The following is a 19,063-nucleotide window of genomic DNA, read 5'->3' as shown; positions in this document are numbered from 1 at the left end:
CCGCCCCATTGACCGATGGAGACAGGATGACAAGTTCCGAGACGCAGCGCGACGACTGCATCATCATCGGCGCAGGCCCCGCCGGCCTCACCGCCGCCATCTACCTGGCGCGCTTCCACCTCTCGATCCGGCTGTTCGACTGCGGCTCCAGCCGCGCGGCGATGATCCCGTGCACGCGCAATCACGCTGGCTACCCCGAAGGGATCAAGGGCACCGATCTGCTCCGGCTGATGTACGTCCAGGCCAAGCGTTACGGCGCCCATCGGGAGCTTGCGGAGGTCACCGGCCTCGCCCGCGAGGAGGACGGGTTCGTCGTGCGCGTCGGCAACCGGGTGGCGCGCGCCCGCACCGTGCTGCTGGCGACCGGCGTGGTGAACCACCGGCCCAAGAGCCTCCCGAACGACGTTCACGATGCCGCGCTCGCACGCGGGCTGCTCCGCTATTGCCCGATCTGCGACGGCTATGAGGTGACGGACAAGCGCGTGGGCGTGATCGGCACCGGCGATCACGGCATGCGCGAGGCGCTGTTCCTGCGCGGCTATACCCGCGACGTGACGCTGATCGCGCCGGAAGCCGAGCATGGGCTGGACGACGCCTGCGCGGCGAAGCTGGATGCCGCCGGAATCCAGCGGGTGGACGGGCCCTGCGGCGGCTTCGCGATCGAGGGGGATCAACTGGCGCTCGACACCGCCGGCGGGCGGATGGCCTTCGACAGCGTCTATCCCGCGCTCGGCTCCCGCATCCGCTCGCACCTGGCGGTGGAGGCAGGCGCGCGGGCGAGCGAGGACGGCTGCCTGGAGGTCGACGACCACCAGCGCACCTCCGTCCCGGGCCTGTTCGCCGCGGGGGACGTGGTGAAGGGCCTGGACCAGATCAGCCATGCCATGGGCGAAGCGGGCGTCGCTGCCACCACGATCCGCAACACGCTGAGCGAGCAGTCCCCGCTCTGGCGCTAGCCCAAGACGCGTAGCTTCTCCGGCGCGGTGCCCTCTGCACCGCGCACCGCCCGTTCGACTTCGGCCTCGCTCAGGCCGAAGTCGCCGAGCGCATAGCGGTGGCCCGCCAGCCGGCGGTGCCGCCGCTGGTCCAGGTAGCGCTGCATCCGGCTTCGCACTTCTTCTGTCAGCGACAGGCCGAGCATGCGATAGACCCGCTGCATCTCCCGCTCCCAATCTTCGCCGATCGCATCGAAGCCGACGTCCACCTGCGGCACGTCCGCCGCCGCGCGCGCCGCCCGCATCCGCCGCTCCCGCAACGCCACCTTGCGCACCCACTCCGCCCCGATCCAGTGGCGGTCGACGTGGTCCGATTGCACGCGCATCTGGCTGTGCACCAGCGATGCCGAGGATGCGACCACGGCCGATGCCGGCCGGTCGAGGCAGACGAGCCGTGCGTCCGGGAAGGCCTCTAGCAGCGAGTCCAGATCCTGCGCGAACTGGGGGAGCTTGAGCACCCACGGTCGGCGCTCCCGGTCCTCTCGCCCCTTCCGGAGCCACGCCACCGTCTGCAACAGCCGCTTGAACTCGGCATAAACGGGGCGCGTATCCATCGCCTCGCTGACAGCGGCGAAGCTCGGGATGCGCCACTGCGCCTCGAACGCCGCGCCGAAGATCGATACGTTGTGCAGTCCGATCTCCTCGTCCGCCGCCTCCAGGGCGGTCGGATGGATGATGCGGAACTCGGGGTTCAGCCATTTCGCACAGCGCAGGCCGATCCATGCCCGCACCCGCCGGTCGTCGAGCCAGCGGCGCCGCGCGATCGGCACCGGGTTCCAGCTTTCGAAGAAGCGGGTGTGCGCCAGCCGGGGATCGCAGGCGAGCAGCCGCTGCATTCGCGTGCTCCCCGAGCGCATCTGCCCCAGCACGATGATCGGCCGGGGAATAGGTTGGTCGAGGATTTCCGGATGCCGCCGCCAGAGCGCATGGACGCGCGCCCGATCGGCAAGGGCTGCGACCAGTTGGCCATAGGCGATCACCGTCCCGAGCGGCGACAGCGCCGCCTCCTCCCGCAGTGCCCCGGTCAGCCGCTCCAGCCGGTCCTCCCACCCGCTGCCGCTTCCCAGCTCCTGCAGGCCGGTTCTCGCGCGAGCGGCGGCGATCAGATGATCCGGCTCCAGAACGGGTCGCGAAAGCCAGCCTCGGCTCCATGCCTTTTCCAGCAGCTCGCTCACGCGGGCGTTCCGGCGGTGCTGCGCGGCAGGGGCGACGAGTTCCAAGCGATAGACCTCCGGCAGCCAAGATCGAGGCCCTCGCCGGCAAGCAGGAAGAACCCGCCCGCCAGCGCCGAGTGCCACGCATCGCTTTTAAGGGCTGGGTCGCCCGTGGATAGCCCGCGTCATCCGCGGTGCTGCGCGTGCCGCGTGCGCAGATAGAGCGACAGGATGCCGGAGGGCGACTGCAACCGGCGGTAGGCATTGCGTTCCGCCCAGCCGCGAAGCGGAGCGTCCAGCCCGCCGGGCGCCGCGGGGGTCGAGCGCACCTCGCCGCCGGTCACGATCGCCGGCGGCGGCGCGCTGCTCAGCACCCGGTCCAGGCTCTCGCGCGTGACCATGTGCATCCGCTGCTCCTCGGCCGGCGTTGCTAGCCCCCGCATGCGGAACAGGAACGGTCCCATGGCGAAGCGGGGGTCGATGTCGAGCTTGCCGCCCGCAAACCGCTCCGGCGACAGGCTGACCGCCTTGCCCGGCATGCCGCTGTCGTCCAGATGCTCCCCCAGCCAGTCGCCGTCCGCCACCGCGAACAGGATCGGCGAGCCGCCCCGCAGCGCCGCGATCGACTCGCTGGTCGTCCGCCAAAGCCCCAGAACCAGGGTCACAGCCAGCACCAGCTGCAGGCTCCTGCGTGGGGCGATGGGCCCATGGATCGCGCCGAACCGCACGAACAGCGGCGGCAGGATCGGAATGACATATTGGCGGAAGCTCGGCTGCGGCAGCATCGCGGCGATGCAGCCGGCGATGATCAGCCAGTCGAGCGCGACGCCATGACGATCTCCGCCGTGGCGGAACCGCCGCCAGAGCACCAGCGCGAGCACCACCAGCGCAGGCCCCTGGACCAGGAACCAGGCGAGCCGGCCGAGCGTCGTCGGGAACTCGAGCATGTGCGCCTGCTCGTTGAGCATCCGCCATTGCTGGGGTGCGACCAGCGAATATTCGAAGACGCCGAACAGGAAGCTCTCCGGCGCGATCGCCAGCAGTGCCAGCGTCGGCACCACGCCGACTGCGCCGCCCAGCGCATAGGCCGTGGCGCTACGGAAGCGGTCGCGGCGCCCCTCGTACAGCATCACCGCGAACAGTACGCCCGCCGGCACGATGTAGCTGATCTTGACCGACACGGCCGCACCGAACGCGAGCCCGGCCAGGAAGACGCGCCGGTTCGGGCGGATCCGCAGGTGCGTGTCGACCAGCAGCCAAATGCCCAGCGCCTCGAAGAACACCGGCAGCGCGTCGTTGCGCGCGACGCCGCCGGCAAAGATCATCGCGTCGCACAATGCCAGCATGACGGCGGCGGCGAAGGCCCGCCGCGGTGTTCCCCCCGCCGCCTTGGCCGCCAGATAGACGAACACGATCGCCCCGGCGGCGGCCGCCGCATTGGCGAGCCGCAGCGCAAGAAACAGCCAGCCTTCCTCGACAAAGGCGAACGGCGCGAGAAGAAAGGGCTGCAGCGGCGTCTGCAGGTACATGAAATCGCGGAACGGCAGCCCGTACCGCATCAGCTCCACGGCCGCGACATATTGGCTCTCGTCGCGGTTCAGGGGCAGTACCAGTGCAGCGAGTACGAACAGCGTCAGGGCTGCGAGGAGCAGCAACGGAGCAGGCTTGCGAAACATCGCGGGCGGCCTAGCCAGCGGCCGCAGGGGCGGCAAGCGACGAATTATGACAATCTTGCAACAGCTTGCCCGGTCGGCACGCCTGTCTCAGACCTCGATGAAGGCCGTCGTGACCACCAGTCGGTCGCCATTCCATTCCGGAACCGCGTCGGCCCGCATCGGGACCATGAAGCGCTTGCCCGTCGGACGCTCGATCTCGAGCACGTCGCCCGCGCCGAAGTTCTCGACGGCGACCACGGTGCCGAGCGGTTCGTCCGCATCGGAGACCGCGGCGAGCCCGATCAGGTCCGCGTGATAATATTCGCCTTCCTCCAGCGGAGGCAGGCTGTCGCGCGGCACCCACAGCTGGGTACCGCGCAACGCCTCGGCCGCGTCGCGCGAGGAGACCTCGGCGAAGCGGGCGATGGCGCCATTGTTGCCCGGCCGAACCGACCGGAGCGTCAGGGCCCCGCCATTCAGCACGGTGTGCACGCCCAGGTCTTCGGCGAAGACCTTGAGCCGCACCTCGCCTGCGACGCCGTGCGCGCCGATCGCGACGGCGAGCACCACCCGGCGCTCGCCGCCGGCGTCCGGCTCCGCCTCAGGCGTCGGGAGATCCGTCGCCGCCGCCGGGGGCGTCGTCGGCACCCTCCGCGGGATCGGGCGTCGAGACGCCGGTGTTCGCACCGGTGTCCGGGGACGACGAGTCGTCATGGTCGTTGGCGCCGTGCTGTTCGGGGTCGATGGTCATCGTGCCGCTCCTTCTGCCGGCCCGCCCCTTGCAGGCGGGTTCGGCAGAAGAAACGCACGAATGCCCGTTTGGGCTCAGGCCTCGGCGGTCTCGGCCGGAGCCTCGGCAGCGGCAGCCGCTTCGGCAGCCTTGGCCGCACGCTCTTCAGCGCGCTCGGTGGCCTTTTCGCCCGGCTTGCCCTTGTTCGGGTTGTTGCGCGCGGTGCGCTCCTTGACGCCGGCTGCGTCCAGGAAGCGGAGGACGCGGTCGGTCGGCTGCGCACCAACGCTCAGCCAGTGCTTCGCACGCCCGGTGTCGAGCACCACGCGCTTCTCGTCATCCTTGGCGAGCAGCGGGTTGTAGGTGCCGACCTTCTCGATGAACTTGCCGTCACGCGGGCTGCGCGCGTCGGCGACCACGATCCGGTAATAGGGGCGCTTCTTCGAGCCGCCGCGCGACAGACGCATGCTGATTGCCATGGGATTTCCTTCTTCTTTCTACTCGTGGCCGCGGCGATCGCCGGACCGTTGGTTGCTGATTGCTCCTTTCGGAGCACTCACTTCTTCTTGATCAGATTCTCAAAGCCGGGGGGCAGCTGCATGCCGCCCTTGCCGACCCCGGGAAGCCCGGGCAGGCCGCCGCTACCGCCGGCCTTGCTCATCATGTCGCCAAGCTCGGCGCCACCCAGCGCATTGCCCAGGCCGGCCATGCCGCCGCCTGGACCGCCCTTGCCCAGCATCGCCATCATGCCCTTCAGACCGCCCATCTTCTTGAGCTTCTTCATGGCCGTCGACATTTCCTGATGCATCTTCAGGAGCTTGTTGACGTCCTGCACCGTGGTGCCGGAACCCTTGGCGACGCGGATCTTGCGCTTGGCGTTGAGCAGTTCGGGCTTGGCGCGCTCCTTGGGCGTCATCGACGTGATCATCGCGTCCATGCGCAGCAGGATCTTCTCGTCGACCGCACCGGAGGCCATCGCGGCCTGCGCCTTCTTCATGCCCGGGATCATGCCGGCCAGCGCACCCAGCCCGCCCATGCGGCGCATCTGCTGGAGCTGCGCGCGCAGGTCGTTCATGTCGAACTGACCCTTGGCCATCCGGTTGGCGATGCGCTCGGCATCCTCCGCCTGGATGCTCTCGGCAGCGCGCTCGACCAGCGACACCACGTCGCCCATGCCGAGGATGCGGCCGGCGACGCGCTTGGGATGAAACGGCTCGATCGCGTCCAGCTTTTCGCCGACACCTGCGAACTTGATCGGCTTGCCGGTGACCGCGCGCATCGAAAGCGCCGCACCACCGCGCGCATCGCCGTCCATGCGGGTCAGGATCACGCCGGTGAGCGGGACCTGCTCGGAAAAGCTGGTCGCGACGTTGACCGCGTCCTGGCCGGTGAGCGAGTCGACCACCAGCAGCGTTTCGTTCGGACGGGCGATGTCGGACACCGCCTTCATCTCGTCCATAAGCGCCTGGTCAACGTGCAGGCGGCCCGCAGTGTCGAGCATCACCACGTCGAAGCCCTGGAGCTTCGCCGACTGGAGTGCGCGCCGGGCGATGTCGACCGGCTGCTGGCCCTGCACGATCGGCAGCGTCGCCACCTCGACCTGCTGGCCCAGCACCGCCAGCTGCTCCTGCGCGGCCGGACGATTGACGTCGAGCGACGCCATCAGGACCTTCTTGCGCTCGCGGCCCGACAGCAGCTTGGCGAGCTTCGCCGTCGTCGTGGTCTTGCCCGATCCCTGGAGACCGACCAGCATCACCACCGCCGGCGGCGTAACCGCGATGTCGAGCTCGGCCGTGTCCGGCCCGAGCATGTCGACCAGCGTGTCGTGGACGATCTTGACGACCTGCTGCCCCGGCGTGACCGAACGCAGCACGTCCTGGCCGATCGCAGCCTCGGTCGCCTTGTCGACAAAGGAGCGCGCGACCGGAAGCGCGACATCGGCCTCCAGCAGCGCCACGCGCACTTCGCGCATGGCGGTACGCACGTCGGCTTCGGTCAGCGCGCCACGGCCCCGCAGGCGATCGAAGACGCCTCCCAGCCGGTCGCTCAAGCTATCGAACACGTACCTGCTCCACTTCCATGTCCTCCGTCCGGCGCCCAAGCAAAACACGCCGGCGGACGAAACCTCGTCGGCCGGCGTCGCCCGTAGGCGTTCGCATGGATGCCGTCCCATTGAGGAACGACGGTGGCCCGATAGCGGATTGCGCCGAACTGGGCAAGTCATGCGCGGGACCGGCGGGATTTAACCCGATCTACATACCTGTGGCGGACAAGGAGTCATGCGCTCGCGGCTTCCTCTCGGCACGATCTTCGGCACCGATCGTTCAGGCAGGTTGCGTCCTTCCTCGGACGCGCTGTTGCTGGGGATCGGCATCGCCTCGCTGCTGCTCCTGGTGGGCATCGGCAGCACCCTTCTCGCCAGCACGCTCGGGGTTTGGCTGGGGGGCGGACCGCCGCCGCAGCGGCTGCTCGTCGTGGCGCTGCTGCTCAACCTCGCGCTTATGCTGCTCGGGTGGAATCGCCACCAGGCGCAACGCGCGGCCGCGCAGGCGCAGGAGGCCGCCGAAGAACACGCCCGCGCGCTGGCAGCCCCCGACCCGCTGGCGATCCTGCTGGATCGCAAGGACTTCGCCTCCGAGGGCGCCGCGATGATCGAGCGCGCCGGCCGGGCGCGCGGCGCAGTTGCGCTGCTGCTGGTCGACCTCGATCATTTCAAGGCGATCAACGACATGCACGGCCAGCCGGCGGGTGACGTCGTGCTTCGGCACGCGGCGACCGCGCTGATCGAGACGATGCCGCCCGGCAGCCGCATCGCGCGCATGGGGGGCGACTCCTTTGCCTGTGCGCTGCCGATCACGCCTGCCCAGCCGGCGCCGATCCAGAGGCTCGCCGAACGCCTGCTGGCGCGCCTCTCGCAGCCGGTCGACGTCGGAGGCGTGCGCTGTCAGGTCACCGCCTCTGTCGGGGTCGCCTGCTCGGGTGCGGACTGCCCGTCGATCAAGGCGCTGATGCGCGCCGCCGACATCGCGCTCTACACGGCCAAGCGGAACGGCCGCGATCGCTTCGCCTGGTTCGATCGCTCGATGGAGCGCGAGCTGCACAGCCGGAACGACCTGGAAGAGGCGCTACGCATCGCCATCCCGCAGGGGCAGATCCTCCCCTTCTTCGAACAGCAGATGGACCTCGTGACCGGCGACCTCGACGGGTTCGAGGTACTGCCCCGCTGGCAACACCCGGCGCGCGGCTTGCTGGAAGGTGAGTCGTTCCTGCCGCTCGCGGAGGATACCGGCCTCGTCGCAGACCTGTCCTTGTCGCTGATGCGCCAGGCGTTCGACGCCGCCCGCGACTGGGACCCGTCGCTCTGCCTCTCGGTCAATCTTTCGCGCTGCCAGCTGCGGGATGCGTGGCTGGCACAAAAGATCCTGAAGCTCCTGACCGAAACCGGCTTCCCTGCGCATCGGCTCCAGGTGGAGATCACCGAAAGCGCGCTGTTCGACAACCTGCCGCTGGCGCAATCGATCATCGGCAGCCTGAAGAACCAGGGCGTGCGGGTCGCGCTGGACGATTTCGGCACCGGCTATTCCAGCCTGGCCCATTTGCGCGCGCTGCCGCTCGATCGGATCAAGATCGATGCCAGCCTCGTCCAGTCCATGGCCGACAGTGCCGACGCCACCGCCATCGTCAACGCGATCGCGCGGCTGGGGGAGAGCCTGAACCTGCCCGTGACTGCGCAGGGCGTGCCGAACGATGCCGTCGAGACGCGCCTGCGCGGGATCGGCTGCGCCAAGGCACAGGGGCTGCGCTACGGGCCGCCGCTTTCCACCGCGGGCGTACGCCGGATGCTCGCCGAGCGTCGCCAGCTCGTCGCGCGCCCTGCCCCGGACGCGCCCGTTCAACTCCCGCTCGACGTTACCAACCAGCGCCTGGTTGGCTGAGATAGGCCAGTTCCTCCGGAGTCGAGTCGCGGCCCAGCGCAGCATTGCGCGACGGAAAGCGACCGAAGCGCTCGATCACCGCCGCATGGGCCTGCGCAAACGCCAGGTTCGTCTCCAGCCCCGCCTCGGAAAAGCAGCGCAGGGCGAAGCGCTGCACGCCGCGATCCTCCGAATGCATCAGCGGCATGTAGAGAAAGGCCCGGCGCGGCGGCTCGAACGTCGGCACATAGCCCGCTGCGATGCCCGACAGCGCCAGTTCCAGCCCGAGCGGGTCGGCCGCGAACGCCGCTGCCGAGCCGCGGTAGAGATTGCGCGAGAATTGGTCGACCAGCAGGATTGCCGCCAGCAACCGCTCGGGCGTGTCGCGCCATCCTTCGGCGTCCGTCGCGACCACCGCATCCCGCAAGGCGCCGAACCGCTCGCGGATGGCCGCATCCAGCGCCTCATCCTTGGCGAAATGCTGCTCCGGCGAGAGCTCGTCGAACCAGAAGTGTAGCACGGCATCCGCCGCGCGTTGGACTTCGCTTGGGTCCGCCCCTAGATCAGCCGCCATGCCGCCCCCTTCTTCCGTGTTCCCCGAGGTGATTTCCCTCGGCTGCCGGCTCAACATCGCCGAAAGCGAAGCGATCCGCACGCTGCTGGGGTGCCGGGATGCGGTGGTTGTCAACAGCTGCGCCGTGACCAACGAGGCCGTCGCCGGCACTCGGCGCGCGATCCGCCGCGCACGCCGCGAACGGCCGGACGCGGAACTGATCGTCACCGGCTGCGCCGCGCAGATCGATCCGCAGGGCTTCGCGGCCATGCCGGAGGTCGACCGCGTGATCGGCAACGCCGACAAACTGCTGCCCGAGGCATGGGCCGGCCAGGAGTCGGTGCGCGTGTCGGACTGGGACGCCGTGCGCAGCAATGCGCCGCACCTCGCCCCCGCCTTCGCCGCCCACGTCCGGGCGTTCGTGGAGGTGCAGAACGGCTGCGACCATCGCTGCACCTTCTGCGCCATCCCCTTCGGCCGCGGCCCTGCCCGCTCCGCGCCGGCCGGTGCGGTGGTGGCGCGAGTCGCCGAGGTCGTCGCCGCCGGCCATCGCGAGGTGGTGCTGACCGGCGTGGATCTCACCAGCTACGGCCACGACCTGCCCGGCCAGCCGAGCCTGGGCCAGCTGGTCGAGCGCATCCTCACCCATGTGCCCGCACTCGAGCGGCTGCGGCTGTCGTCGCTCGATTCGATCGAGATCGACGACCGGCTGATGGCGCTGCTCACCGGCGAGCCGCGGGTGCTGCCGCACGTCCACCTCTCGCTCCAGGCGGGCAACGACCTGATCCTCAAGCGGATGAAGCGCCGCCATCTGCGCGCCGATGCCGTGGCGATGGTCGCACGGTTGAAGGCCGCGCGCCCGGAGATCGCGATCGGCGCGGATCTGATCGCCGGCTTCCCGACGGAGGATGACGCGATGTTCGCGGATACGCTGGCGCTGCTCGACGATTGCGACATCGTGCACGCGCACATCTTTCCCTTTTCGCCGCGTGCAGGGACGCCGGCTGCGCGCATGCCACAGGTGAACCCGGCCGTGGCGCGGGAGCGTGCGGCCATGCTGCGCGCCCGTGCGGCGGAGCGCCGTACGGAATGGCTGCGCCGGCACATCGGCACGCGGCAACGTGTTCTGGTGGAACGACCCGGCGACCGCGGACATGCGGAAGCCTTTGCGGAAGTAGGATTGGATAGAACAATGCAGGCAGGCACCATCGCCGACGTGGCAATCATCGCCGTCGAGCAGGACCGGCTGGTGGGAGTGGCGGCATGAGCGCATCGTGGCACGAACGGCTGCTCGGGGGCTTTCGCAAAACCTCCGACCGGCTGATGGGAAACCTCGCTGGCCTCTCGGCCGCGCGACTGGACGAAGAGACGCTCGACGAGATCGAGGAGGCGCTGATCGCCTCCGACCTGGGGCCGGAAACCGCCGCGCGCGTTCGCGCCCGGCTCGCGGAGGGCCAGTATGAGCGCAACATGGAGGAGCTCGGCATCCGCCTGGTGGTGGCCGAGGAGGTCGAACGCTCGCTCGCCAAGGTCGCGAAGCCCCTGGAGATCGAGGCGTTTCCGCGCCCGCAGGTCATCCTGGTGATCGGCGTCAACGGTTCGGGCAAGACCACCACCATCGCCAAGCTCGCCAAGACCCTGGTCGACCAGGACTATGGCGTGATGCTCGCCGCCGGCGACACCTTCCGCGCCGCCGCGATCGGCCAGTTGCGCACCTGGGCCGAGCGGATCGGCGTGCCGATCGTCTCGGGTGCCGAGGGCGGCGACGCCGCCGGCATCGTCTATGAGGCGGTGAAGCAGGCGACTGCGACCGGCATCGACGTGCTGATCGTCGACACCGCCGGGCGCCTCCAGAACAAGCGCGAGTTGATGGACGAACTCGCCAAGATCCGCCGCGTGCTCGGCCGCCTTAATCCGGAGGCGCCGCACGACGTGGTGCTCGTGCTCGACGCCACTACCGGTCAGAACGCGCTCAACCAGATCGAGGTGTTCAAGGAGACCGCCGGCGTCACCGGCCTCGTCATGACGAAGCTCGACGGCACCGCGCGGGGCGGCGTGCTGGTCGCCGCGGCCGAGCGCTACGGCCTGCCGATCCACGCGATCGGCGTCGGCGAGACGGCCGACGACCTTCGTGGTTTCGACGCCAATGAAGTGGCCCGCATCATCGCCGGCGTCGACCAGGGGAGGAACCTGCGATGAGCACGACCGCTCCAGCAAAGGAGGCGAGCCCCGGGCTGCGCATGGCGCTCGATTATGGGCCGCTAGCCGTGTTCTTCGCCGCCAACCTGCTTGCCGGCAAGCTGCACCTGCCCAACATGGTTGACAGCCTGGCGCGCGTGCTGATCGCGACGGCCGCCTTCATGGTGGCGACCTTCGTCGCCATCCTGGTGTCGCACATCAAGACCGGTCGCATCTCGCCGATGCTGTGGATCACCGGTGGGCTGGTCCTCGTGTTCGGTGGGCTCACGCTCTGGTTCCGCGACGACACCTTCATCAAGGTGAAGCCGACCATCGTCTATGCGATGTTCTCGGCCATCCTGGGCTTCGGCCTCGCCACCGGCCGGCCGCTGCTCCAGTCGCTGCTGGAGGGCGCCTATCCGGGCCTCTCGGCCGAGGGCTGGCGCAAACTGACGATCAACTGGACCGGCTTCTTCGCCGCCATGGCGGTGCTCAACGAACTGGTCTGGCGCAACACCAGCTGGGACTTCTGGGTCGGCTTCAAGCTCTGGGGTGCGGTGCCGCTGACGCTGCTGTTCGCGATCGCCAACGTGCCGATGCTGCTGCGCCACGGCCTGACGACGGAAAAGGAAGCGCCGGTTCCGCCCGAGGGCTGAGCCGCGGCGCTGCCCGCTTCCCCCAAAAACACAAAAGGCGCGCCAGCAATGGCGCGCCTTTTTGATTCATCCGAGCACTTCGCGAACCGCAGCACGGGCGATCGCCTGCATCTGGCGATCCGCGGCCGACTGTCGGCGGGCCGTTGGAACGGCGGCTTCGGGAATGGGGAAACTGGAGGTGTTCTGCGTGGTAAAAAACTTCACTCGGTATCCTAAAGGACGGGGACCGGCCCGGCACCTTCGCGTTCGGCGCGAAGCTTGTCGACGCGCTCCTGGCGCTCCGCCATCGCCACCCAGGCCGCCTCGGCCCGGAGACAACGGTCGCGCACCATGTCCAGCGTCGCCGCCTCTGCATCGGCATGGGCCTGTGCGGCGTGCTCACGATAGCTTAGCTGTGCCACGGACGGGTCTCCCGTAAAGAGCTCGGCGGCGCCGGATGGCGCCGCCGGGTCGCCGTCCGACTTAGTCGGCCGGCTGAAGGTTCACCGCCGCCATCTTACCGCGGCGATCCTGCTCCAGCTCGTACGAAACGCGCTGGTTCTGGTTGAGGGTGATCATGCCGGCCCGCTCGACCGCCGTGATGTGGACGAAAGCGTCGTCGCCGCCCGTATCCGGCGCGATGAAGCCATAGCCCTTGTCGGCATTGAAGAACTTGACGGTGCCGAGAATGCTCATGGGATATTCCTTCTTGTCGGCGCGCCCGCGTGTCGGGAGCGCTTGCGCTCAAACACAGGGAAAGAAGGAAGCGGGAGCCGCAAAGCGCCGAAAACCGTCAATATGCGACTGTAGCTGCACCTATATGGCAGGGCCGGGCAAAATTAACAAGGATGCCCCCCCAGATATTTCCTGAAGCGGTCGGGATTTTTCCCCGCGTCGCAAAAACAAAGGGCGGGAAGTTTCCTTCCCGCCCTATGGTTCATGCCTTGGCCGCTTCGTAGCGCTGGTTTGCCACGTCCCAGTCGACGACATTCCACCAGGCCTTGAGATATTCGGGCCGGGCGTTGCGATAGGTGATGTAATAGGCGTGTTCCCACACGTCGTTGCCCAGGATCGGCGTACCCTTCACCGGCGCCACGTCCATCAGGGGGTTGTCCTGGTTCGGGGTCGAGGTGATGGCGAGTTCACCGTCCTGGCCGACGATCAGCCAGGCCCAGCCGGAACCGAACTGGTTCGCACCGGCAGTGTTGAACTGCTCCTTGAACGCATCGACCGAACCGAACTTGGCGTCGATCGCGTCCTTGAGTGCGCCGGTCGGCTGCGAGCCGCCGCCCTTCATCGTCTTCCAGAAGAAGTCGTGGTTCCAATAGCCGCCGCCGTTGTTGCGCAGCTTTGCCGGCGCGCCCGACATGTTGGCCAGGATCTGCTCGATCGTCTTGCCCTCGAGGCTCGGGTCCTCCCCGATCGCCTCGTTCAGCTTGTCCGTATAGGCCTTGTGATGCTTGTCGTGGTGGAGCGTCATCGTTTCCTTGTCGATGGTCGGCTCCAGCGCGTCATAGGCGTAGGGCAGCGGGGGAAGTTCGAAAGCCATGACGGTTCCTCCTTGATGGATTTTGCGATGTCGAACGCGGGCGCGACCGGATGGCTCCGGTCGTTACGGTCGCGTTCTAGGTAAGCTGCGGTGCGCCGTGCGCAACCTCCGATCGGCGCATGCGCAGGTCATCCGCCCCCCTGCCCCAGCAGATTGTGCCGGCGCAGCGCGTGGCGCAACTGGTCGTAGCTCAGCCCCAGCGCCTCCGCCGTGGTGCGCTGGTTGAAGCGGTTCTCGGCAAGCGCGCGCGACAGCAGCTCGCGCTCGAAGCGGTTGACCCGCGTCTTGAAGTCGGCGGGCTCGAAGTCCTGCTCCACCGGCACGGCCACCGTCGATGGAGGCCCCGGCTCGGCCACGGCGGGCGTTACCGATGCGGGTGCCTGGCCGCGCGGACGGTAGGGCGATGCGAAGGGGTCGATCTCGATGCCGTCGATCGGCCCCGGACGTTCCCAACGATAGACGGCGCGCTCCACCACATTGCGCAGCTCGCGCACGTTGCCGGGCCAGGGATGGCTGGTGAGCGCATCAAGCGCGGCGGGGCCGAAACCCGGCCATACCTCGCGCCCGATCTCCGCCGCCATGCGGCGCCCGAAGAACTCGGCGAGCACCGGGATGTCGCCGGCGCGCGCGCGCAGCGGCGGCAGCGTCACCACCTCGAACGACAGCCGGTCGAGCAGATCAGCGCGGAAGGTTCCCGCCGCCACCCGATCGGGCAGATGTTCGTTGGTCGCCGCCACGATGCGGACGTCGACATGAACCGGCCGCGACGACCCGATCCGCGTCACCTCGCCATACTCCACGGCGCGCAGCAGCCGGTCCTGCGCCGCCATCGACAGCGTGCCGAGCTCGTCCAGGAACAAGGTACCGCGATCGGCTTCCTCGAAGCGGCCCGCCCGCGCCTTGGTGGCGCCGGTGAAGGCGCCCGCCTCGTGCCCGAACAGCTCGGCCTCGATCAGCGTTTCCGGGAGGGCGGCGCAGTTCATCACCACCAGCGGCTGGTCCCAGCGGGGCGACAGGCGGTGCAGGCGCTCGGCCACCAGCTCCTTGCCGGTCCCGCGCTCGCCGATCACCAGCACCGGGCGATCCAGCGCCGCCGCGCGGCTGGCCCGTTCCAGCGTGTCGAGAAAGGCCGTCGACTGGCCGATGACTTGGGTCGTGCGCTCCATGCCGGAAGCTTGGCGCAGTTTCCCAACTGTTAGCAACGGCTTTGTTGCGGGACGACGACGACACTCCCGAGAACGGCGGATTTCTGCCATTTCTGAAAACTGGCACGGCTCCTGCAATGCAAGGGACAAGCCCAGCAATCGGGCAGCACAACAGGTTCAGGGAGCACCACGATGACGACCTACAACGCAACGAGCCTCAGCCGGACCCTCGCCAGCCTGATCGGCGCCTTGGTCCTCAGCACGGTGACGCTGGCGGCAACGACCAGCACCGGCCCGACCCCGGCCTTCGCAGTATCCGCCGGCCACGCGATCGCGTGACCGACGGCGGGCCGGGGCGGGATGTTGCCCCCTCGCCCCGGCCCAACCGGAACACACACAGGAGTTTGAATCGATGGGTATCTTTTCCCGCACCCGAGACATCATCGCCGCCAACGTCACCGATCTGCTCGACAAGGCGGAAGATCCCTCCAAGATGATCCGCATGATCATCCTTGAGATGGAGGAGACGCTGGTCGAGGTTCGGGCTTCCGCGGCGCGCACCATCGCCGATCAGAAGGAGATGCGTCGCCACATCACCAAGCTGCAGGGTCTGCAGGAAAGCTGGACCGAAAAGGCCGAGCTCGCCCTGTCCAAGAACCGCGAGGATTTGGCCAAGGCTGCGCTGGTCGAGCGCAAGAAGGCGGCCGACATGGTCGAGCAGCTCTCCGGCGAGATCCGCGTCCTCGACGACTCGCTGCGCAGCTCGGAAGAAGACATCGCCAAGCTGCAGAACAAGCTGCGCGAGGCGCGTACCCGCCAGAACGCGATCATGACCCGGCTGGAAAGCGCCAACAACCGCAGCCGCCTGCGCGAGATGTATGCCGGCTCCAAGACCAACGAGGCATTCAGCCGCTTCGAGGTGCTGGAACGCCGCGCCGATCTGGCCGAGGGTCGCGCCGACGCGCTGGGCATGGGCCAGGTGAAGACGCTCGAGGAAGAGATCGCCGAGCTCCAGTCGGCCGAAAAGATCGACGCCGAGCTCGCCGCCCTCAAGGCGCGCATGAACAAGGAGGGCTGAGATGGACGACTTCATCTCCATCGCGGTGCCGATCGTCACGCTGTTCATCGGACTACCGTGGCTGATCCTGCACTACATCACGCGGTGGAAGCAGGCGCCGACCCTGACCGGCGAGGACGAGAAGCTGCTCGACGAGATGCACTTCACGGCCCGCCGGCTGGAGGAACGCCTTCAGACGATCGAACGCATCGTCGCTGCCGACAACCCGGATTTCCGCCCTTCCGCGCCGGACGCTGCGGACCGTGAAATCGACTTTTCCCGGAGGAACTGAGATGACCGCGCAACGCACCAAATTCTATCTCGACAAGCAGAATGCGAAGTGGTCGGGCGTGTGCTCCGGCATCGCGGATTATACCGGCGTCGAGACGATGTGGATCCGCATCGGCGCCGTCCTGCTGACGCTGGCCGGCGGCTTCCCCTGGACCCTTATCGCCTATGCGATGATCGCCTGGATGGCGCCCAAGAAGCCGGTCGGCCTCTACGACAGCGAGGAGGATGCGAAGTTCTGGCAGGGCGTGCGCTCCAACCCGAAGCGCTCGACCGCGGAGATCCGCTCCACGTTCCGCGACATCGACCGGCGGCTGGCCGACATCGAGATGTTCTACACCAGCCGCAACACGCGCCTGGCCGACGAGATCGACAGCCTGCGCTGAGCCGATCCCCGGGGGGCAAACAGGGAGGAAGTATCATGAGCTGGAGTGGACCGGGTTTCGTCATCGCCCTGATCGCGATTTCGACCTTCGGATTGGTGCTCAACAACTGGATCCGTGCCCGCCACGGCTATCCGGTGGAGAACGAGTGGTCGGGCGTCAGCCGCAAGGAGGACCCCGAAGCCGAGCGCAAGATCGCGCTGCTCTCCAGCGAGAACGAGCGCCTGACCGGCAAGATCGGCCGGCTGGAAGAGCGGATCGCCGTGCTCGAGCGCATCGCCACCGATCCCGCCGCCCGCACGGCGCGCGAAATCGACGCGCTGCGCTGAGCCCGACGAGAGGAGATCTGAGATGAGCCCAGAAAAATACGCGCTGCTCCAAGGCCTCTTCCCCCTGATCGTGACCATCGTCGCGGTCGCGGTCACCGGATGGGTCATCACCACCTGGATGCGGATCAAGCATGGCTATCCGCTCGATGGCGCCTGGGGGCAGGCCGTCTATCCGCAGAAGAACGAGGAAACGATCGAGCGGGTTCGCCTGCTGAGCCAGGAAAACGCCCAGCTCCGTGCCGAACTCGGATCGGTCAAGGACCGGCTCGCGACGGTGGAGCGCATCGTCACCGACAGCGGCGCCCTGCTCTCCCGCGAAATCGACCAGCTGCGCGACCGCGCGAACTGAAGGACCGACCATGAGCCCTATTCTGATCCCGATCCTTGCGCTGATGATCCCGATCGTCGCGATCATCGGCAAGACCTTCGTGAAGCCCTGGCTCGATCATCGTGAGCGGGCGCTGGAGCTCGAAGCCAACAAGCTCGCGGAAAAAGCGGCGCAATATGCGGCGCAGACGGAGCGGCTGGAGCAGCGGGTGCGCGTGCTGGAACGCATCGTCACCGACCGCGGCCTGGATCTTTCCGACGAGATCGAGCGGCTGCGCGACCAGCCGCCGCTCAACTGACCACCCACGTCCACGCCCCATCGGAGCAGCGACATGACGGACCCGAATCTCACCCTCGTCCTCGCCACCAGCGGCCTCGCCGCCGTGGCTATGGTCACCGCCGCAATGCTTGCGGGCTGGCGCGGCTGGCTGGCGCTCAAGCGGCAGGAACTCGCCCGGGTCGAAAGCGGCGAAGCGCCCGGCTTCGGCCACGCCGGCACCCGCATCGAACTCGCCGACCTCAAGGAGCGCATCCGCAAGCTGGAAGCCATTGCCGCCGGGGTCGACCTCTGATGCCGGCGCGGCGGCCTTTTGCCGGCCGCCGCCAGCTGCTACCGGGCTGCGCATGCAGTCCCTCGACGACATCCTCGATGAATATGGCTTCCTCGATCCGGACGACCGCTATCGCCTGCTGATCGATCTGGGCCGCGCGCTGGAGCCCATGCCCGACGCGCTGAAGACCGATGCTACGCTGGTGCGGGGCTGCTCTGCTTCGGTGTGGGTCTACCCCACCCGGCGCGAGGACGGGACGCTCCACTTCCTGGCCGACAGCAACGCCGCCATCACCAAGGGGATCATCGCGCTGGTCCTGTCGGCGGTGCAGGACCAGAGCCCGGCGGCAATCCTCGCGACCGACGTTCCCGCGGCCCTCGCCCCCTTCGACTTGTCGAAGCAGCTGAGCTCCAACCGGACCCAGGGCATCCCCAACATGATCGCCCTGATCCGCCACGAGGCCGAACGCTACGCCGCCGGCTGAGGCGGCCGCCTCAGCCGGCTCTCTTTCCCTCCGGCTTCACCGGCAGCGCCGACCACGGCAGCACCGCCCAGTCGGGGCCGTCGCAGGCGCGCATCACGCGGGCAAAGCTCGCGCCAAGCCACAGCCCCTCCGGCGTCAGCCGCCAGGCCGGGAAGTTCCACACGTCCGGATCCGTATAGTCGCATTCCTCCCCATCCGGGTCGACGGGCTGCATCTCCTGTGGATGGTAGCGCTGGAGAAGCTTCACCACCGCGGGGGCAAAGGTCTGCGCGCGATAGCCATACCAGCGGTCGCTATCCTCGGGCGGGATCGGCGCCGAACCGAACCGCAGCACCTCGTCCAACTTCAGCTCCCGGCCGGTGCGCGCGTCGAAGCTGTGCCCGGCAGTGCCAAAGTCCGGATGGGCGGCACCCGCGCACGACCAGCTCGTCTGCCACCCGTAGCTGACATAGTCGCGTCCCAGCCACGGCTTGCCCTCAACGCCGCCGTCTACCCCCGGCTCACCTCCGATGTCGGTGCAGCTCAGCCAGCGGCTGACCTCGCGCCACTGGTCTTGCGCCAACAGCGCGTTCATCGCCGCCATCGGCTGCGCCGCATAGCCGCTCTGCAGGCGGAAAAGGCGGACGCCGCTCTTGGGCTCGCGGAACCATCGAATGGACTTGCCATCCACCTGCTCGACGGCCTCAGGCTGCAGCGTCAGTCCGGACAGTTGCAGTCGCTCGTGCAGCGACAGCCCGGGCGGCAGATCGGCAGGAAGGTCCCGCGCAGTGGTGACGCGCGCCAGCCGCACCGGAAAGCGGCGCTTGGCCGCGGTGGTCAGCGTACCAACGAGGCCTCCCCCCTCCTTGCGCAGCTCCAAACGATCCTGCGTCGCCCGCGCCTCCAGCGTCAGCACGTTGCCGCGGCGCTCTCCCTGCAGGGTCAAGTCCAGCCGGCTCGACAGGTAGAAATAGCTGCCCCAGGCGTCCTCCCCCTTGCCGTCCTCCTCCAGGGTGAGAACGACCCTGCTGCGCCCCACCGTCCCCTCGAAACTCCGCGCAGGTTCGCTTTGCGCCCCAGCCGGAGAGACGGCCACGACCAGTGCCGTGAGGGTCAGAAAGATACGCAAGGGCAGATCCGCAAGAGAGGGCACGACC

The 19,063-nt window shown here is 68.2% G+C and carries 27 protein-coding genes; 14 read left to right on the top strand and 13 right to left on the bottom strand.

The genetic code is table 11. From position 1 onward, the window contains the following. The first annotated feature begins 26 nt into the window (after window positions 1–26). A complete protein-coding gene (locus tag VPH46_RS07775) occupies window positions 27–956 on the top strand; it encodes an NAD(P)/FAD-dependent oxidoreductase (protein ID WP_416610242.1) in 930 nt (309 codons plus the stop codon). On the opposite strand, the gene VPH46_RS07770 is transcribed toward VPH46_RS07775, so the two are convergent. The 6 genes from VPH46_RS07770 to ffh all read right to left on the bottom strand — a co-directional run bounded on the left by VPH46_RS07770 (window position 953) and on the right by ffh (window position 6,596). Next, window positions 953–2,170, bottom strand: coding sequence for a sulfotransferase (locus VPH46_RS07770; RefSeq protein ID WP_416610240.1), 1,218 nt, complete (start codon window positions 2,168–2,170; stop codon window positions 953–955). The two genes, VPH46_RS07775 and VPH46_RS07770, sit on opposite strands and share 4 nt — an antisense overlap. 164 nt (window positions 2,171–2,334) lie before the next feature. Continuing rightward, on the bottom strand, window positions 2,335–3,825 hold the full coding sequence (locus VPH46_RS07765; RefSeq protein ID WP_416610239.1) for a phospholipid carrier-dependent glycosyltransferase: 1,491 nt from the start codon (window positions 3,823–3,825) through the stop codon (window positions 2,335–2,337). An 87-nt stretch (window positions 3,826–3,912) separates the two neighbouring features. Next, entirely contained in the window at window positions 3,913–4,374 is a 462-nt protein-coding gene (rimM, locus tag VPH46_RS07760; RefSeq protein ID WP_416610277.1) for a ribosome maturation factor RimM, read from the bottom strand. A 31-nt stretch (window positions 4,375–4,405) separates the two neighbouring features. Next, entirely contained in the window at window positions 4,406–4,555 is a 150-nt protein-coding gene (locus VPH46_RS07755; RefSeq protein WP_165889952.1) for a hypothetical protein, read from the bottom strand. Window positions 4,556–4,629: 74 nt separating this feature from the next. Then, complete coding sequence (rpsP, locus tag VPH46_RS07750) at window positions 4,630–5,013, bottom strand: 30S ribosomal protein S16 (RefSeq protein WP_416610236.1); 384 nt, start codon at window positions 5,011–5,013, stop codon at window positions 4,630–4,632. A 77-nt stretch (window positions 5,014–5,090) separates the two neighbouring features. Beyond that, a complete protein-coding gene (ffh, locus tag VPH46_RS07745) occupies window positions 5,091–6,596 on the bottom strand; it encodes a signal recognition particle protein (RefSeq protein ID WP_416610234.1) in 1,506 nt (501 codons plus the stop codon). Window positions 6,597–6,813: 217 nt separating this feature from the next. On the opposite strand from ffh, the gene VPH46_RS07740 reads away from it, so the two are divergent. After that, entirely contained in the window at window positions 6,814–8,469 is a 1,656-nt protein-coding gene (locus tag VPH46_RS07740) for a putative bifunctional diguanylate cyclase/phosphodiesterase (protein WP_416610232.1), read from the top strand. Here VPH46_RS07740 and VPH46_RS07735 read toward each other — a convergent pair. Next, entirely contained in the window at window positions 8,444–9,022 is a 579-nt protein-coding gene (locus VPH46_RS07735; protein ID WP_416610230.1) for a DUF924 family protein, read from the bottom strand. The genes VPH46_RS07740 and VPH46_RS07735 overlap by 26 nt on opposite strands. Here VPH46_RS07735 and mtaB point away from each other — a divergent pair. From mtaB to VPH46_RS07720, 3 genes are read left to right on the top strand one after another with little or no spacing between them, the layout of a single operon-like run. After that, the gene (gene mtaB / locus VPH46_RS07730; protein ID WP_416610228.1) at window positions 9,021–10,268 is read left to right on the top strand and encodes a tRNA (N(6)-L-threonylcarbamoyladenosine(37)-C(2))-methylthiotransferase MtaB; all 1,248 of its coding nucleotides are present in this window, start codon (window positions 9,021–9,023) and stop codon (window positions 10,266–10,268) included. The two genes, VPH46_RS07735 and mtaB, sit on opposite strands and share 2 nt — an antisense overlap. Continuing rightward, window positions 10,265–11,200, top strand: a complete 936-nt coding sequence (gene ftsY / locus VPH46_RS07725) for a signal recognition particle-docking protein FtsY (protein ID WP_125959767.1) — start codon at window positions 10,265–10,267, stop codon at window positions 11,198–11,200. The genes mtaB and ftsY overlap by 4 nt, the downstream gene beginning before the upstream one ends. Continuing rightward, window positions 11,197–11,835 (top strand): septation protein A, encoded by a 639-nt coding sequence (locus tag VPH46_RS07720; protein WP_416610225.1) that lies wholly within the window; start codon window positions 11,197–11,199, stop codon window positions 11,833–11,835. The genes ftsY and VPH46_RS07720 overlap by 4 nt, the downstream gene beginning before the upstream one ends. 66 nt (window positions 11,836–11,901) lie before the next feature. Here VPH46_RS07720 and VPH46_RS07715 read toward each other — a convergent pair whose 3' ends face one another. From VPH46_RS07715 to pspF, 5 genes are all read right to left on the bottom strand, one after another. Next, window positions 11,902–12,039: a hypothetical protein gene (locus tag VPH46_RS07715; protein ID WP_164521197.1), complete on the bottom strand. Its 138-nt coding sequence runs from the start codon at window positions 12,037–12,039 to the stop codon at window positions 11,902–11,904. A gap of 8 nt (window positions 12,040–12,047) precedes the next feature. After that, window positions 12,048–12,236, bottom strand: a complete 189-nt coding sequence (locus tag VPH46_RS07710; protein ID WP_125959769.1) for a hypothetical protein — start codon at window positions 12,234–12,236, stop codon at window positions 12,048–12,050. A gap of 61 nt (window positions 12,237–12,297) precedes the next feature. After that, entirely contained in the window at window positions 12,298–12,510 is a 213-nt protein-coding gene (locus VPH46_RS07705) for a cold-shock protein (protein ID WP_125959770.1), read from the bottom strand. Window positions 12,511–12,751: 241 nt separating this feature from the next. Next, window positions 12,752–13,363, bottom strand: coding sequence for a superoxide dismutase (locus tag VPH46_RS07700; protein ID WP_416610222.1), 612 nt, complete (start codon window positions 13,361–13,363; stop codon window positions 12,752–12,754). Window positions 13,364–13,491: 128 nt separating this feature from the next. Then, complete coding sequence (gene pspF / locus VPH46_RS07695; RefSeq protein WP_416610220.1) at window positions 13,492–14,529, bottom strand: phage shock protein operon transcriptional activator; 1,038 nt, start codon at window positions 14,527–14,529, stop codon at window positions 13,492–13,494. Window positions 14,530–14,700: 171 nt separating this feature from the next. Here pspF and VPH46_RS07690 point away from each other — a divergent pair, with 171 nt between their 5' ends. The 9 genes from VPH46_RS07690 to VPH46_RS07650 all read left to right on the top strand — a co-directional run bounded on the left by VPH46_RS07690 (window position 14,701) and on the right by VPH46_RS07650 (window position 17,927). Beyond that, window positions 14,701–14,847 carry a hypothetical protein gene (locus VPH46_RS07690; RefSeq protein WP_416610218.1) on the top strand — a complete coding sequence of 49 codons (147 nt, stop codon included), beginning with the start codon at window positions 14,701–14,703 and terminating at the stop codon, window positions 14,845–14,847. Between the two features lie 73 nt (window positions 14,848–14,920). Next, window positions 14,921–15,586: a phage shock protein PspA gene (gene pspA, locus VPH46_RS07685; protein WP_229361816.1), complete on the top strand. Its 666-nt coding sequence runs from the start codon at window positions 14,921–14,923 to the stop codon at window positions 15,584–15,586. 1 nt (window position 15,587) lies between these two features. Continuing rightward, a complete protein-coding gene (pspB, locus tag VPH46_RS07680) occupies window positions 15,588–15,857 on the top strand; it encodes an envelope stress response membrane protein PspB (RefSeq protein ID WP_125959774.1) in 270 nt (89 codons plus the stop codon). Window position 15,858: 1 nt separating this feature from the next. Then, a complete protein-coding gene (gene pspC / locus VPH46_RS07675; protein ID WP_132882108.1) occupies window positions 15,859–16,239 on the top strand; it encodes an envelope stress response membrane protein PspC in 381 nt (126 codons plus the stop codon). A 35-nt stretch (window positions 16,240–16,274) separates the two neighbouring features. Beyond that, window positions 16,275–16,565 carry a hypothetical protein gene (locus VPH46_RS07670; RefSeq protein ID WP_125959776.1) on the top strand — a complete coding sequence of 97 codons (291 nt, stop codon included), beginning with the start codon at window positions 16,275–16,277 and terminating at the stop codon, window positions 16,563–16,565. A gap of 22 nt (window positions 16,566–16,587) precedes the next feature. Then, a complete protein-coding gene (locus VPH46_RS07665; RefSeq protein WP_416610214.1) occupies window positions 16,588–16,914 on the top strand; it encodes a hypothetical protein in 327 nt (108 codons plus the stop codon). A 10-nt stretch (window positions 16,915–16,924) separates the two neighbouring features. Further along, window positions 16,925–17,191 (top strand): hypothetical protein, encoded by a 267-nt coding sequence (locus VPH46_RS07660; protein WP_132882105.1) that lies wholly within the window; start codon window positions 16,925–16,927, stop codon window positions 17,189–17,191. Between the two features lie 33 nt (window positions 17,192–17,224). Continuing rightward, a complete protein-coding gene (locus VPH46_RS07655; RefSeq protein WP_416610212.1) occupies window positions 17,225–17,464 on the top strand; it encodes a hypothetical protein in 240 nt (79 codons plus the stop codon). Window positions 17,465–17,516: 52 nt separating this feature from the next. Then, a complete protein-coding gene (locus tag VPH46_RS07650) occupies window positions 17,517–17,927 on the top strand; it encodes a SufE family protein (protein ID WP_132882104.1) in 411 nt (136 codons plus the stop codon). 10 nt (window positions 17,928–17,937) lie between these two features. On the opposite strand, the gene VPH46_RS07645 is transcribed toward VPH46_RS07650, so the two are convergent. Beyond that, a complete protein-coding gene (locus VPH46_RS07645; RefSeq protein ID WP_416610209.1) occupies window positions 17,938–19,035 on the bottom strand; it encodes a hypothetical protein in 1,098 nt (365 codons plus the stop codon). Window positions 19,036–19,063 lie beyond the last annotated feature (28 nt).

Origin of the sequence: Sphingomonas sp. MJ1 (PH-R8), from assembly GCF_048058635.1 — a bacterium.
Lineage (GTDB): Bacteria > Pseudomonadota > Alphaproteobacteria > Sphingomonadales > Sphingomonadaceae > Sphingomonas.
This window is presented reverse-complemented; position numbering and strand designations above follow the sequence as displayed.